The organism is Acerihabitans arboris (assembly GCF_010131535.1).
Classification (GTDB): Bacteria; Pseudomonadota; Gammaproteobacteria; order Enterobacterales; family Enterobacteriaceae; genus Acerihabitans; species Acerihabitans arboris.
In genome coordinates this window covers 22,050-36,677 of record NZ_WUBS01000016.1, presented here as the reverse complement: position 1 = coordinate 36,677, position 14,628 = coordinate 22,050, and the positions used below count along the sequence as shown (strand labels likewise).

The following is a 14,628-nucleotide window of genomic DNA, read 5'->3' as shown; positions in this document are numbered from 1 at the left end:
AAGCGCGCCAGCCTAAGGACCACGGCCATAGGAAAAAACAACGCAATGCAACACCGGGTTGCATTATTTTAGTGCGCCCCGGCAAATGCAGCGGGTTTATTCCCCAAAATAGGGCGGGGTAACTAATCCGAATCGTCGGTATATACGCTTGCTATATACAAATAGGACGTATATTTTGATGAAGAAATAAGCTAAATGAGATGTTTGTATGACCTACAGCACAGTTTTTATCAATAATCGCACTCAGGCAGTACGAATACCCGCCGAATTACGCTTTGCCGACGAAGTCAAAATCGTTAATGTCAGGGTGGTCGGAAACGAACGCATTATCTCCCCCGCGCAAAATATCTGGGATAGCTTCTTTTTGACCGACCCGCCGGTGTCCGAGGATTTTCTTGAGCACAGGCCTTCTCAAGAACAACCGAAGCGTGAGTCCTTTTAATGTATAAATATATGCTCGATACCAACTTTGTTATCTACGTCATTAAGCGGCGTCCGATGGAAATGCTGGAATTATTTAATGCCAATGCGGGACGAATGGTTATTTCGTCCATCACGCTGGCCGAGCTGTTATATGCCGCCGAAATAAGCGCGGACGTGGCGCGAAATTACCAGGCGGTGGAGAATTTTGCCTCGCGCATGGAGGTCCTGGGCTACAGCGCCAAAGCGGCCAGACATTTTGGCGATATCCGGGCTAACCTGGAACGCGCGGGCACCCCGATTGGGGTAAACGATGTCCATATCGCGGCGCACGCCCGCAGCGAGGGTTTTGTGGTGGTTACCAGCAATACCCTTGAATTTAAACGGGTTGACGGCCTGCTGGTGGAAAACTGGATTAACTGATCCCGCTTTCAGGCGCGCCAGGGCCGGCGCGCCCGTGATGGCTTAGCTACGCACGGCAATCGCTTCTATTTCAATCTGCACGTCTTTTGGCAGACGCGCCACTTCCACGCACGAGCGCGCCGGGAACGGGGCGTTATGTTCCTTGAAAAACGCCTCATAGGCGGCATTGACGGTGCCGAAGTCGTTTAGATCCTTCACAAATACCGTGGTTTTAATAATATCAGCCACTTTCAGGCCGGCGGCTTCCACAATCGCTTGCACGTTCTCCAGCGATTGGCGAGCCTGCGCCGCGATATCATCCGCCACCAGGCCGGTTTTCGGGTTAATCGGGATCTGGCCGGACGTAAACAGCATATTGCCGAGATCGACCGCCTGAACGTAGGGTCCGATGGCTGCCGGTGCGTTTTCAGTATTGATAATACGGGACATGCTGTCTCCTGGTGTTGATAAGCGAGGGAAAAAAGCGTTGCCGGCCATTATAAGGACTAAATCGGCGCGTGCACAGATCAGGCGTTTTGGATAACCGCCTGATGCTCGAACTCTTTTTCACAATATTTGCATTTCAGATGCACCTGGTTGCCGCGGCTTTTTACCGTAAAGCCCGAGGCCACCGGCTCGCTGCGGCTGATGCAGTTACTGTTGGGGCAGGTCAGCACACCGTCGATACGATCCGGCAGCGACAGGGTCAGCTTGCGCACCACCTCGTAATTATCGATACGGTTGACGGTGGCATGGGGAGCGTACATGGCCAACTGGTTCGCCTGCTGTTCGGTGAGGAACACGTTCTCGATCTTGATCAGGTCTTTTTTGCCCAACTGGTTAGAGGGCAGGTTTAACCCGATGGTAATGCGCTGATCGGTGGCGGTCAGCTTAAACAGGGTCAGCAGCTTAAAGCCGACCTGCGCCGGAATATGGTCGATGACCGTGCCGCGATTGATTGCCTCGACCTGCAGTTTATTATCCTGAGTCATCATTTCCCCCTTAGCCTGCCAGTTGATCGTTTAATACCAGGGATAATAACGCCTGGCGCGCGAATATGCCGTTGCCGGCCTGCTGGAAATAATACGCGTAGGGCGTGGCGTCCACCTCGTGGGCGATTTCATCCACCCTGGGCAGCGGGTGCAGCACCTTGAGATTATCGCGCGCCTTAAGCAAATCGACGGCGCGCAGCACAAACTGGGCCTTAACGTTGGCGTATTCCGATGGATCCAGCCGTTCTTTTTGCACCCGGGTCATATACAGTATATCCAACTGCGGCATAACCTCTTCAATGGTGGGATGCACGCTGTAGGCGATGCCTTTTTCCGCCAGCATGTTCAGGATATAGGCGGGCATCGCCAGCGCTTCGGGGGCGATAAGAAAGAAGTGGTTGCCGTCAAACTTGGCCAGCGCCTGGGTCAGCGAGTGGACGGTGCGGCCGTATTTCAGATCGCCGACCATCGCCACGTTGAGATTATTCAACCGCCCCTGCGTTTCCTGGATGGTAAACAGGTCCAGCAGGGTCTGGGTAGGATGCTGGTTGGCGCCGTCGCCGGCGTTCAGGATGGGGATGCCGCCGGAAAACTCAGTGGCCAGCCGGGCGGCCCCCTCCTGCGGATGGCGCATCACTATGGCGTCGACGTAGGTGCTGATAACCGAAATGGTATCCGCCAGGGTTTCGCCCTTTTTGCCCAGCGACGTATTGCCGGCGTCCGAGAACCCCACCACCGAGGCGCCCAGGCGGTGGATCGCGGTTTCAAACGACAGCCTGGTGCGGGTGGAGGCTTCAAAAAAACAGCTGGCCACCACTTTATGTTTCAACAGCTCCGGCTGCGGGCGGGCTTTCAGGTCGGCTGCGGTGTGCAATACCAGCTCCAGCTCCTCGCGGTTCAGGTCATTAATGGAAATGATGTGTTTTTGATAAAGGGGGTTAGCCATGTATTTCCTCCTTACGGATGTCGGTGACGCCGTGCCTGACGCAAGTGTAGGTCGCACCCGGGATAGCGCGCAAAAAAAAGCCCCTCAACGAGGGGCCTGATACTGAATCCTGATACCGAATAATAATGGGCAACGGGAGCAACAACGGCAGTTGGCTGCCGACGGGCAGGCGGCGATAATCATAGGCATCAAAAATCACGGTGCTGTTCATTGATCCTCCCGGCAAACTGCCCGGAATTATACGCGCGTGCCGGGACACTTCAAGCGTAAAAACGCCGATATTTATCAATAAGCAAACGGTTGGCTTGCTAATCAAAATAAGTGTTAAATAACTCTCACTTTTTGAACGCTGAATGTTTTACAATGAAACGCTATTTCAATTTAAGGAAAAGTTATGATTACCGGAAATATCCATCACCTGGAACTCGTGCCCTATCTGCCCGCCAAGCTGCGTGAAGCCATCGAATACGTCAAACAACACATCACCGCCGAGACGCCGCTGGGCAAGCATGATATCGAAGGCAACCAGGTGTTTGTCCTGATCTCCAACGACAGCACCGAACCGGTGGAAAAACGCCGCGCCGAATTCCATGCCAAATACCTGGACATCCAGATTGTGCTGAACGGCGAGGAAGGGATGACCTTCAGCAACCTGCCTGCGGGCAAGACCGACACCGACTGGCTGGCGGATAAGGATATTGCTTTCCTGGGCGCGGGCGCGCAGGAAAAACAGTTTGTGATGCAGGCGGGCGACTTTGTGGTGTATTACCCCGGCGAAGTGCATAAACCGCTGTGCGCGGTCGGCGCGCCGGCCCACGTGCGTAAAGCGGTGGTGAAAATCGATACCGCGCTGGTACGCTGACAGCCCGCGCGGGCTTAAGCGCCGGGCGCGCTTAAGCCGCAACAGACCCGTTGGCCCCCAATGCCGCGTTGCAGCGGCGCAAACGTCTGGCTGCCTTAATCCCGCGCCAGCGTCGCCACCATGACCGCTTTGATGGTGTGCAGCCGGTTTTCCGCCTGATCGAATACCACGCTGTACTCCGATTCAAACACGTCGTCGGTCACCTCCATGCCGCCGGCCAGGTCGTACTGTTCGGCCATCTGCCTGCCAATCACAGTCTGGTCGTCATGGAACGCGGGCAGACAATGCAGGAATTTTACCTGCGGATTGCCGGTAAGCCGGATCATCGGCATATTGACCTGATAGGGACGCAGCAGGGCGATGCGTTCTCCCCAGATGGCCTTATCCTCGCCCATCGAAACCCACACATCGGTGTAGATAAAATCCACGCCCCGCACGCCCGCGGCGATATCCTCGGTCAGGGTAATATTGCCGCCGCGCTGCTGCGCGAGCGCGCGGCAGCGGGCCACCAGCCGTTGATCCGGCCAGCAGGCGCTGGGCGCCACCAGGCGCATGTCCAGGCCGGTCAGCGCCGCCGCTTCCAGCATGCTGTTGCCCATATTGTTGCGGGCATCGCCCACATAGGCAAACGCCATCTGGGGAAAGGTTTTCCGCGGCAGGTGCTCCTGCATGGTCAGCAGATCGGCCAGTAACTGGGTCGGATGGAATTCGGTGGTTAACCCATTCCATACCGGCACGCCGGCATATTGCGCCAGTGTCTCGACGATCTCCTGACCGTAACCGCGATACTGAATGCCGTCATACAGCCGGCCCAGGACACGGGCGGTATCCTTGATGGATTCCTTATGGCCAATCTGGCTGCCGCTCGGCCCGAGGTAGGTGACGCGCGCGCCCTGGTCGAAAGCGGCGACTTCGAAAGAGCAGCGGGTACGGGTCGAGTCTTTTTCGAAGATGAGCGCGATATTCTTACCGGCCAGGCGCGGTTTTTCCCGTCCGGACTGTTTTTCCCGTTTCAGGCTGGCGGCCAGCGCCAGTAAATCGAGGATCTCGGCGGGCGTGAAATCAAATAACTTCAGGAAATGGCGGTGATAGAACTGGCTCATAGGCAGTGTTCTCCGGACTTAATCAACGGTAAATTGAATTTAAATTCACTTTATATGTATGAATATTCAATTTCAAGTATTGATATCATTTCTTTCATGTTTAAGCTGGAGCCTTACCCGTGGCTGTGGGAAAATAGGTTCCTAACAGGCCGACCGACGCATTGAGGATTGAGGGCATGGCACATCAATTTCTGGAAGAGCAGCGTGATGAAACACGTTTGATTATCGAAGAGCTGCTGGAAGATGGAAGCGATCCGGAAGCGCTTTACACCATTGAACACCACCTGTCCGCCGAAAACTTCGATACGCTGGAGAAAGCCGCGGTCGAAGCCTTCAAGCTGGGCTACGAAGTGACCGATGCCGAAGAGCTGGAAGTCGAGGACGGCTCCGTGCTGATGTGCTGCGACGCCATCAGTGAAATAGCGCTGAACGCGGAGCTTATCGACACCCAGGTCGAACAGTTGTTTACCCTGGCCGAACGCCTGGGAGTCAACTATGACGGCTGGGGCACCTATTTTGAAGACGGTGAGGACGACGAAGAAGGTGAGGACGACGACGACGACAGCGAAGACGGCGTGGACGGTTCCGCTCCACCGGCGCGCGGCCTTCTCGATCAGGACGACAACGGCACCCGCCACTAACCGCCCGCCCTGTTCAACTGAACAGCTTTACCGGCATAACGCCTTTTCAGCCCGCCGCGCTGGTGCCTGTGGTGTTTCAGGCCGGCCGTTCCAGTCCAGTGCTAATCCATGGTAAGCCGCCCGGCCGTTCAGCCCAGCGGCTTAAGCATCGTCACTTCACAATCCACATGGCCGGTATTGCCCATCGATCCGTCGATATGCGCAAATCCCAGCCGTTCATACAGGGCAATGGCGCGGGTCAGGGTGGCGGTGGTTTCCAGGTAGCAGTGGCTAAACCCCTGGGCGCGGGCAAAGTCCAGCGCCTTAAGCGCCAGCTCATGGGCCAGTCCGCGCCCGCGCAGGATGGATAAAAAATACATCTTCTGCAATTCACAGATGCCTTCGTCCGCGCCGGCCAGTGGTGCAATGCCGCCGCCGCCGGCGATGCGTCCTTCAAACTCAATCACCCAATAGGCGCTCTTGGGCTGGCTGTAGAGCTGATACAGCTTATCCAGGTTCGGGTCCGAGACGGTATAGCCTTTATCCGCCGTCAGGCCGAACTCGGCCGATACCTGACGAATGACGTCGGCAATGGCATGGTTATCTTCCGGCGTGATGGGGCGCACCAGAATATTGACTGAAGTTGCTGTGGACATTGTCATTACCCAGGAAAAAGAAACGAATCGTTCTGGTTTATTGTTATGAGTAATATCATCGCGCATGCCGACGATGCAAACAAATTAAACGGAGGTTAAACCTCCGTGCGGGTAGCGAAGGCCCAACGCCTTGGTCGTTGGGCTAATCCGCCCGCGTAATAGCGGCGTGGTCCATTACAAATTGGCGATGGTCGCCTGCTGTTCCAGCAGCTTGGCCTTGGCGTCGGCATAGCCCGCCAATTTCTCCCGCTCCTTCGCCACCACCGCTTCCGGCGCGCGGGCGACAAAACCTTCGTTGGACAGCTTGCCCTCGATGCGCCCGATCTCGGTGTCGATTTTCAGCACTTCGTTTGCCAGCCGGTCCAGCTCCAGGGCCTTGTCGATAATGCCGGCCATGGGGATAAGCAGTTCGCCTTCCTCCACCAGCTTGACGATGGACACCGGACCCTTCTCGCCGTCCGCCAGGATATCCAGGCTGTGCAGCCGCGCCAGCGTCTGGATAAAGTTCTTGTTATCCGCAATTCGCCGGCGGGTCAGCGGCGTGGCGCCACGCACCAGCACCTCCAGCGGTTTGCCGGGGGCGATATTCATTTCGCTGCGAATGGTGCGCACGGCGATGATCAACTGCTTGATCCACTCCACGTCCGCCAGCGCCCGCGCGTCGTCCAGGGTGGCGTCAAACTGCGGGAAGGCTTGCAGCATCAGCGTATCGTCGCTGATGCCTTTAAGCACTTTCACCCGCTGCCAGATGGTTTCGGTAATAAAGGGCACGATGGGATGCGCCAGGCGCAGCAGGCCTTCGAGCACGTCCACCAGGGTATGACGGGTGCCGCGCAGCTCGGTTTCGCCGCCGCCGGTCATCACTGGTTTAGTCAGCTCCAGGTACCAATCGCAGAACTGGTTCCAGGTGAAGTCGTACAGGATATTGGCCGCCATATCAAAACGATAGCCATCGAGCGCGTCGCGATAGGCTTTAACCGTACGGTTGAATTCCGCCAGGATCCAGCGATCCGCCAGCGACAGGCTCATCACGCCGCCCCGTTGGCCACAGTCCTGATCCTCGGTGTTCATCAGCACAAAACGACTGGCGTTCCACAGCTTATTACAGAAGTTGCGATACCCTTCCAGGCGCTTCATATCCCAGTTGATATCGCGGCCGGTGGAAGCCAGCGCCGCCAGGGTAAAACGCAGCGCGTCGGTGCCGTGCGGCTCGATGCCCAGCGGGAACTGTTTTTCGGTGCGCTTGCGGATTTTATCCGCCAGCTGCGGCTGCATCATATTGCCGGTGCGTTTTTCGATAAGCTCCGGCAGCGAAATACCGTCCACCATATCCAGCGGGTCGATAACGTTGCCTTTGGATTTCGACATCTTCTGGCCTTCGTCGTCGCGGATAAGGCCGGTCATGTACACGGTCTTGAACGGTACCTGCGGGCGCCCCCGTTCGTCCTTGACGAAATGCAGGGTCAGCATGATCATGCGGGCAATCCAGAAGAAGATAATATCAAAGCCGCTCACCAGCACGCTGGTGGGATGGAAGGTCTTCAGCGCGGCGGTCGGCTCCGGCCACCCCAGGGTGGAGAACGTCCACAGTCCCGAGGAGAACCAGGTATCCAGCACGTCCTCGTCCTGGCGCAGCACCACCGAGGCATCCAGGTGGTTTTCGCGGCGCACTTCGGCCTCGTCGCGCCCGACATAGACCTTGCCGGCGGCGTCGTACCAGGCCGGGATACGATGCCCCCACCAGAGCTGGCGGGAGATACACCAGTCCTGGATATCGCGCATCCAGCTGAAATACATATTTTCATACTGCTTCGGCACGAACCGGATGTCGTCGTTTTCCACCGCCTCGATGGCCACCTTGGCCAGCGGCGCGGTACGCACATACCACTGATCGGTCAGCATGGGTTCAATCACCACGCCGCCGCGATCGCCGTAAGGCACGGTCAGGGCATGGGGTTTGATCTCGTCCAGCAGGCCCAGGGCGTCAAAAGCGGCAACCACCGCCCTGCGGGCGGCAAAACGTTCCAGTCCGCGGAATTCGGCCGGGATCTCGCCGCTCCAGGCGTCGCTGGCTTCGCCCAGGGTATCGAACACTTCCGCCCGCTCGCGGATATCGCCGTCCAGGCTGAATATGTTAATCATCGGCAGGCCGTGGCGCTTGCCGACCTCATAGTCGTTAAAGTCATGGGCCGGGGTGATCTTCACGCAGCCGGTGCCCTTGGTCATATCGGCGTGTTCGTCGCCGAGAATGGGGATGCGGCGGCCGACCAGCGGCAACAGCACATATTTGCCAATCAGGTCTTTATAGCGCGGGTCCGCCGGATTGACCGCCACGCCGGTATCGCCCAGCATGGTTTCCGGGCGGGTGGTGGCCACCACCAGGTAATCCTGGCCGTCGGCGGTTTTGGCGCCGTCGGCCAGCGGGTAACGCAGGTGCCACATCGAACCCTGGGATTCGCGGTTTTCCACTTCCAGATCGGAAATGGCGGTACGCAGCTTCGGATCCCAGTTCACCAGGCGCTTGCCACGGTAAATCAAATCTTCCTTAAACAGCTGGACGAACACTTCCTTCACCGCGTCGGACAGCCCGGCGTCCATGGTAAAGCGTTCGCGCTCCCAATCCACCGAGGCGCCCAGGCGCCGCATCTGGCGGGTAATGGTGCCGCCGGATTCCGCCTTCCACTGCCAGATTTTTTCGATAAAGGCGTCGCGGCCGTAATCGTGGCGGGTTTTACCCTCTTCGGCGGCGATTTTACGCTCCACCACCATTTGCGTGGCAATGCCCGCGTGGTCGGTGCCCACCTGCCACAGGGTGTTTTTGCCCTGCATGCGCTGGTAACGCACGATGATATCCATAATGGTCTGCTGAAAGGCATGACCCATATGCAGGCTGCCGGTCACGTTCGGCGGCGGGATCATGATGCAGAAACTTTCTTTGCTGGTATCGTTGTGCGGCTTGAAATAGCCCTGTTTTTCCCAGTGCTCGTACAGCGGCTGCTCGATATCGTGCGGGTTATATGTCTTTTCCATTATGCGTCGTATTTCACTGCGTTGGCGGCGTGGCCGTGGTCAATTGGAAGCCGACGCTGCGATAGCCTTTATACCGGTCGCGCGCCAACTGTTTTAATGCGTCTTCGTGCGGGACGAAGTCTATCACTTCATGGAAAGCGGAGGCAAAATCCGCGCACTGCGGCAGCAGGCTTATCAGCAGGTCGCGCGGCGCGTTGCCGCGGCGCTTGGGCCAGCACAGCTCCACCGGCGCGCCATAGCGCGGCCCCTCGCCCGCCAGGTTATGGGGCACGAAGGCCGCCGGATCCCGCTGCCACAAGGCTTCATCCAGTTTCAGCGCCTGCTCCTCGTCATCACAGGCTATCAGCACCCTTTTTCCGGCGCGCCAGTGGAACGCCGCCAGCTCGCAGGCAAGCCGCTCCACGGCGCTTAGTCCGTCCTGGAGATCCTGCCGGTCGAGAAGATAAAAGGTTGCGTTTTTCATGTACCGTTTTAACTAAGCCTGAGAGGGGATGACGGAAAAAATTACGGGCGGCCTGGGCCGCCCGGTGAGTTTACCTTTTTTAGGGCTACTCGTCACCGTTGAGACCGGAGCGATTAAGCAGAAACTGCGACAGCATCGATACCGGACGCCCGGTGGCGCCTTTGGCCTTGCCTGAACGCCAGGCGGTGCCGGCGATATCCAGGTGCGCCCAGCTGTATTTCCGGGCGAAGCGGGACAGGAAGCAGCCGGCGGTAATGGCGCCGCCCGGACGGCCGCCGATATTGGCCATATCGGCAAAATTGGACTCCAGCTGCTCCTGGAACTCATCCCCCAGCGGCAGGCGCCAGGCGCGGTCGCCCGACTGCTCGGCGGCGGCGATAAGCTCATGGGCCAGCGGATTATGGTTCGACATCAGCCCGGTCAGGTGATGGCCGAGCGCGATAACGCAGGCGCCGGTCAGGGTGGCGACGTCGATTACCACGTCCGGGTCGAAACGCTCGACGTAGGTCAGCGCGTCGCACAGCACCAGCCGTCCTTCGGCGTCGGTGTTGAGCACTTCCACCGTCTGGCCGGACAGGGTGGTCAGCACGTCGCCGGGACGGAACGACCGCCCGTCGACCATATTCTCGCAGCCCGCCAGCACGCCCACCAGGTTCAGCGGCAGGCTTAGCTCCAACGCCATGCGCATCACGCCGTACACCGTGGCGGCGCCGCACATATCGTATTTCATCTCGTCCATGCTGTCGGCGGGCTTGATGGAGATGCCGCCGGCGTCAAAGGTCAATCCTTTGCCCACCAGCACGATCGGACGCGCCTCCGGATCCGGATTGCCTTTATATTCGATAACCGACATCAGCGATTCGTTTTGCGAACCCTGGCCGACCGCCAGATAGGCGTTCATGCCCAGCTCTTTCATCTGCTGCTCGCCGATAACGCGGGTGGTGGTGGTTTTTCCGTACTTATCCGCCAACTGGCGCGCCTGGGAAGCCAGGTAGGCCGGGTTGCAGATATTGGGCGGCATATTGCCCAAATCCTTGGCGGCCTTGATGCCGGAGGCAATGGCCAGTCCGTGCTGAATGGCGCGCTCGCCGCCGGTCAGCTCGCGGCGGGTGGGAACGTTAAACACCATCTTGCGCAGCGGCCGGCGCGGTTCGGCTTTATTGCTTTTGAGCTGATCGAAGGTATAGAGCGACTCTTTGGAGGTTTCCACCGCCTGGCGCACTTTCCAATAGGTATTGCGCCCCTTGACATGCAGCTCGGTCAAAAAGCAGACGGCTTCCATCGATCCGGTGTCATTCAGCGTATTAATGGTTTTCTGGATCACCTGCTTATACTGGCGTTCATCCAGCTCACGTTCCTTACCGCATCCGATGAGGAGGATACGTTCGGACAGCACATTGGGGACATGGTGCAGCAGCAAGGTCTGGCCCACTTTCCCTTCCAGTTCGCCGCGGCGCAGTAGGGCACTGATATACCCGTCGCTGATCTTGTCGAGCTGCTCAGCAATAGGTGACAGACGGCGCGGTTCGAAGACGCCGACGACAATACAGGCACTGCGTTGTTTTTCCGGGCTACCGCTTTTTACACTGAACTCCATGCACTCTCCTGAATCTTAAAGACAAAGACGGTCAACCGGGATAAAATAAATCATTCCCTATCGTATCCCCCGCCTTTGCATTAACTCTTATGTGTTAATCTGAACGACGCAAAGGACGTTATTCCGGCAATAATCAGTGCGTTCTCATAGCACAGCCGAACGCTTAATGTTGTTATACTCTATCTGGCGATAAAGGTGACTAATTGATACGCATTAATAGTGCATTAGCGAAGAAATTATCGATTTTCCTGCAAAAAGACAAGTTTTCACAGGCGAAATAAGCGTGATCATCATTAGATATCTGGTTCGGGAAACCTTTAAAAGCCAGTTGGCCATCCTGTTCATCCTGCTGCTGATTTTTTTCTGTCAAAAGCTGGTGCGGGTGCTGGGCGCGGCGGTAGACGGCGATATCCCGACAAACCTGGTGTTATCCCTGCTCGGGCTGGGGGTGCCGGAAATGGCGCAGTTAATCCTTCCCCTCAGCCTGTTCCTCGGGTTACTGATGACCCTGAGCCGGTTATACGCTGAAAGCGAAATAACCGTCATGCATGCCTGCGGGTTGGGGAAGAGCGTGCTGATCAAGGCGGCGCTGCTGTTAAGCGTGCTGACGGCCATACTTGCCGCCATCAACGTGATCTGGCTATCCCCCTGGTCGTCCCTGCACCAGGACGAAGTGTTGGCGGAGGCCAAGGCCAATCCCAGCATGGCGGCCATGGTGGAAGGGCAGTTCCAGGCGGCGCAAAACGGCAATTCGGTGCTGTTTGTCGGCAATGTCAAAGGGCAGGAGTTCCAAAACGTATTCCTGGCGCAATTGCGCCCCAGAGGAAACTCCCGTCCGTCGGTGGTGGTGGCCGACCAGGGTCATATGACCCAACGTCCCGACGGCTCGCAGGTGGTCAATCTCAATAAGGGCACCCGCTATGAGGGCACCGCGCTGCTGCGTGATTTCCGCGTGACGGATTTTAACCAATACCAGGCGGTGATCGGCCACCAGGCGGTGTCGGTGGACAATAAAGACGCCGAACAGATGTCCATCCGGGCGCTCTGGCAGTCCGACCAGCCGGAAGCCCTCGCGGAGCTGCAGTGGCGCCTGACCCTCATCGTATCGGTATTTATCATGGCTATCATGGTGGTGCCGCTCAGCGCGGTTAACCCACGCCAGGGAAGGGTGTTAAGTATGCTGCCCGCAATGCTGCTCTATCTGATTTTTTTCCTGCTGCAAAGCTCGCTGCGCTCCAACGGCGCCAAGGGCAAGCTTGATCCGGTGATATGGATGTGGCTGGTCAACCTGGCCTATCTGGCCGTGGCGCTGTTGCTCAATCTTTGGGACAGCGTACCCTTCAGACGGGCGCGCGAACGTTTACATATCAGAGGAGCGGCCTGATGTTTGGCGTACTGGACCGCTATATCGGTAAAACCATCTTCAATACCATCATGATGACCCTGTTCATGCTGGTATCGTTATCGGGCATTATCAAATTTGTCGATCAGCTGCGCAAGGTCGGCCAGGGCGATTATTCCGCGGCGGGCGCCGGGCTATATACCTTGTTAAGCGTGCCGAAGGATATCGAAATCTTCTTCCCGATGGCGGCGCTGCTCGGCGCGCTGATGGGCCTGGGCACCCTGGCCAGCCGCAGCGAACTGGTGGTAATGCAGGCCTCCGGGTTCACCCGCATGCAAATCGCCGCTGCGGTGATGAAAACCGCCATCCCGCTGGTATTGCTGACCATGGCCATCGGCGAATGGGTTGCCCCCCAGGGCGAGCAGATGGCGCGTAATTTTCGCTCCCAGTCGCTTTACGGCGGCTCCATGCTGTCGGTGCAAAACGGCCTGTGGGCCAAGGACGGCAGTGATTTTATCTTTATCGAACGGGTGGTCAGCGACAACCAGCTATCCGGGGTAAATATCTATCATTTCAACCACGAAAACCGGCTGCAAACGCTGCGTTACGCCGCCAGCGCCACCTTTGCCGACGGCACCTGGCATCTGTCGCAGGTGGACGAGTCGGATCTGACCAACGACCAGCAGATCGCCGGCAGGCAGACGCTTAACGGCGAATGGAAAACCAACCTGACCCCGGATAAATTAGGCGTGGTGGCGCTCGATCCGGAATCGCTGTCGATTTCCGGCCTGCGTGATTATGTCAAATACCTCAAGCAGAGCGGGCAGGAGGCCAGTCGTTACCAACTGAATATGTGGAGCAAGATCTTCTCGCCTTTCTCGGTGGCGGTGATGATGCTGATGGCGCTGTCGTTTATCTTCGGCCCGTTACGCAGCGTGGCGATGGGCGTGAGGATGATCACCGGTATCAGCTTCGGCTTCCTGTTCTACGTATTGGATCAGATCTTCGGGCCGCTCAGCCTGGTCTACAATATGCCGCCGCTGTTCGGCGCGCTGCTTCCCAGCATGGCCTTCCTGGTGATAAGCGTGGCGCTACTGCTCAAGAGACGTTAATGATATCCCGGACGTGGCGCTAACAGGCGTTGACCTGTTAGCGCTGGTGTGTATTGGCGCAGGCCCCATTGCATCGACCTTCAGGTTTGGTTCTTTCATCCCGGCTGCGGGAAACTCATTTAATACTCTCGACAAACATCACCTTGGTCAGGTCGCGCAGCCATTTATGGCACGGCGAATGGTTATGCTTGGAGTGCCACGCCTGGATAATGCTCCGCTTGCCCAAATCGAAATCGGCGCTGAAAAACTCCACCGCGATATTGAGCTTACGCAGGTTGTTCACCACAAAATCCGGCACGATGGCCAGGGCGTCGGAGTGGGTAATGGCATTCATGGTAGCCATATAACCGGGCGTAGTGCCCATCACATGGCGGGTGGACCAGAAATATTTCATCGCTTCGTCCGAGCCGGCCGGATATTTCTCCTTGGTTTGGACAAAATGATACTTCAATAAATTATCCATGTTTTTATCCCCACAAATAATAGGGTGGCCACAGCGGCACATAAAAAAACATTTGGCCGAGTGAATAGTGCGAATGGTAATTTCAGGATTCAGATCGCGCATTTCGCCGATGTAGAGATCAATATCATTGGAACGCAGGAAATCATCGTCAAATTCCGAATCATGCACCATATTAATAAATACATTGGGCGCGCTGCGCTGTAATTCGCTGAACAACGAGGCGTTAAGGGTAAACACGATGGTGGCGTTCGCCGCAATGGTGAAGGACACCGTGGTGGTATGGGGTTCAAAGGCCATATTGGTATTCAGCATCGATTCAATACGGTTGACCAGCTGGCGCACATCCTCCTTAAGTGCGACAGCCTTAGGCGTGGGTATCAGTTTGGTGCCGCTGCGGACCAGGATGGGATCGTTGAACAACCCCCTAATCTTATTCAGCGATTTACTGATGGCTGGCGCGGTGACGTTCAGCTTCCTGGCCGCCAGGTTTACGCTACAGTCTTCCAGCAGCGCATTTAGTACTACCAATAAATTGAAATCAAAATTATTCATATAATAGTCATGATCTAGAACGCTGGTTTGAGGGATATCCGATAGCTAAATGGATATAAATGCATGAT

At 56.9% G+C, this 14,628-nt stretch carries 16 protein-coding genes; 6 read left to right on the top strand and 10 right to left on the bottom strand.

The features are described from left to right. Positions 1 to 208: 208 nt before the first annotated feature. A complete protein-coding gene (vapB, locus tag GRH90_RS20385) occupies positions 209 to 442 on the top strand; it encodes a type II toxin-antitoxin system VapB family antitoxin (RefSeq protein WP_162367805.1) in 234 nt (77 codons plus the stop codon). Further along, complete coding sequence (vapC, locus tag GRH90_RS20380) at positions 442 to 843, top strand: type II toxin-antitoxin system tRNA(fMet)-specific endonuclease VapC (protein ID WP_162367804.1); 402 nt, start codon at positions 442 to 444, stop codon at positions 841 to 843. Before vapB ends, vapC begins: the two co-directional genes overlap by 1 nt. 42 nt (positions 844 to 885) lie before the next feature. On the opposite strand, the gene ridA is transcribed toward vapC, so the two are convergent. From ridA to GRH90_RS20360, 4 genes are all read right to left on the bottom strand, one after another. Then, the gene (ridA, locus tag GRH90_RS20375; protein WP_162367803.1) at positions 886 to 1,272 is read right to left on the bottom strand and encodes a 2-iminobutanoate/2-iminopropanoate deaminase; all 387 of its coding nucleotides are present in this window, start codon (positions 1,270 to 1,272) and stop codon (positions 886 to 888) included. Between the two features lie 77 nt (positions 1,273 to 1,349). Next, the gene (gene pyrI, locus GRH90_RS20370; protein WP_162367802.1) at positions 1,350 to 1,814 is read right to left on the bottom strand and encodes an aspartate carbamoyltransferase regulatory subunit; all 465 of its coding nucleotides are present in this window, start codon (positions 1,812 to 1,814) and stop codon (positions 1,350 to 1,352) included. A 10-nt stretch (positions 1,815 to 1,824) separates the two neighbouring features. Further along, positions 1,825 to 2,760 carry an aspartate carbamoyltransferase gene (pyrB, locus tag GRH90_RS20365; RefSeq protein WP_162367801.1) on the bottom strand — a complete coding sequence of 312 codons (936 nt, stop codon included), beginning with the start codon at positions 2,758 to 2,760 and terminating at the stop codon, positions 1,825 to 1,827. Further along, positions 2,753 to 2,971 carry a hypothetical protein gene (locus GRH90_RS20360; protein WP_162367800.1) on the bottom strand — a complete coding sequence of 73 codons (219 nt, stop codon included), beginning with the start codon at positions 2,969 to 2,971 and terminating at the stop codon, positions 2,753 to 2,755. The genes pyrB and GRH90_RS20360 overlap by 8 nt, the downstream gene beginning before the upstream one ends. 183 nt (positions 2,972 to 3,154) lie before the next feature. Here GRH90_RS20360 and GRH90_RS20355 point away from each other — a divergent pair, with 183 nt between their 5' ends. Beyond that, the gene (locus tag GRH90_RS20355; protein ID WP_162367799.1) at positions 3,155 to 3,622 is read left to right on the top strand and encodes a NanQ anomerase/TabA/YiaL family protein; all 468 of its coding nucleotides are present in this window, start codon (positions 3,155 to 3,157) and stop codon (positions 3,620 to 3,622) included. Positions 3,623 to 3,717: 95 nt separating this feature from the next. On the opposite strand, the gene argF is transcribed toward GRH90_RS20355, so the two are convergent. Then, a complete protein-coding gene (argF, locus tag GRH90_RS20350; RefSeq protein ID WP_162367798.1) occupies positions 3,718 to 4,725 on the bottom strand; it encodes an ornithine carbamoyltransferase in 1,008 nt (335 codons plus the stop codon). Positions 4,726 to 4,901: 176 nt separating this feature from the next. Between argF and rraB the strand changes: the two genes are divergently transcribed. Next, entirely contained in the window at positions 4,902 to 5,366 is a 465-nt protein-coding gene (gene rraB, locus GRH90_RS20345) for a ribonuclease E inhibitor RraB (RefSeq protein ID WP_162367797.1), read from the top strand. A gap of 128 nt (positions 5,367 to 5,494) precedes the next feature. On the opposite strand, the gene GRH90_RS20340 is transcribed toward rraB, so the two are convergent. The 4 genes from GRH90_RS20340 to pepA form a co-directional block, all read right to left on the bottom strand. Beyond that, positions 5,495 to 6,001, bottom strand: a complete 507-nt coding sequence (locus tag GRH90_RS20340) for a GNAT family N-acetyltransferase (RefSeq protein WP_162367796.1) — start codon at positions 5,999 to 6,001, stop codon at positions 5,495 to 5,497. 174 nt (positions 6,002 to 6,175) lie between these two features. After that, entirely contained in the window at positions 6,176 to 9,031 is a 2,856-nt protein-coding gene (locus GRH90_RS20335; protein ID WP_162367795.1) for a valine--tRNA ligase, read from the bottom strand. Positions 9,032 to 9,044: 13 nt separating this feature from the next. Continuing rightward, complete coding sequence (locus tag GRH90_RS20330) at positions 9,045 to 9,494, bottom strand: DNA polymerase III subunit chi (protein WP_162367794.1); 450 nt, start codon at positions 9,492 to 9,494, stop codon at positions 9,045 to 9,047. 85 nt (positions 9,495 to 9,579) lie between these two features. After that, positions 9,580 to 11,091, bottom strand: coding sequence for a leucyl aminopeptidase (gene pepA, locus GRH90_RS20325; protein WP_162367793.1), 1,512 nt, complete (start codon positions 11,089 to 11,091; stop codon positions 9,580 to 9,582). A 283-nt stretch (positions 11,092 to 11,374) separates the two neighbouring features. Between pepA and lptF the strand changes: the two genes are divergently transcribed. Beyond that, positions 11,375 to 12,475 (top strand): LPS export ABC transporter permease LptF, encoded by a 1,101-nt coding sequence (lptF, locus tag GRH90_RS20320; RefSeq protein WP_162367792.1) that lies wholly within the window; start codon positions 11,375 to 11,377, stop codon positions 12,473 to 12,475. Beyond that, positions 12,475 to 13,545 carry an LPS export ABC transporter permease LptG gene (gene lptG, locus GRH90_RS20315; RefSeq protein WP_162367791.1) on the top strand — a complete coding sequence of 357 codons (1,071 nt, stop codon included), beginning with the start codon at positions 12,475 to 12,477 and terminating at the stop codon, positions 13,543 to 13,545. The genes lptF and lptG overlap by 1 nt, the downstream gene beginning before the upstream one ends. Before the next feature lie 115 nt (positions 13,546 to 13,660). Here the strand turns inward: lptG and GRH90_RS20310 are convergent, their stop codons facing one another. Further along, a complete protein-coding gene (locus tag GRH90_RS20310; RefSeq protein WP_162367790.1) occupies positions 13,661 to 14,560 on the bottom strand; it encodes a LysR family transcriptional regulator in 900 nt (299 codons plus the stop codon). Positions 14,561 to 14,628: the final 68 nt, after the last annotated feature.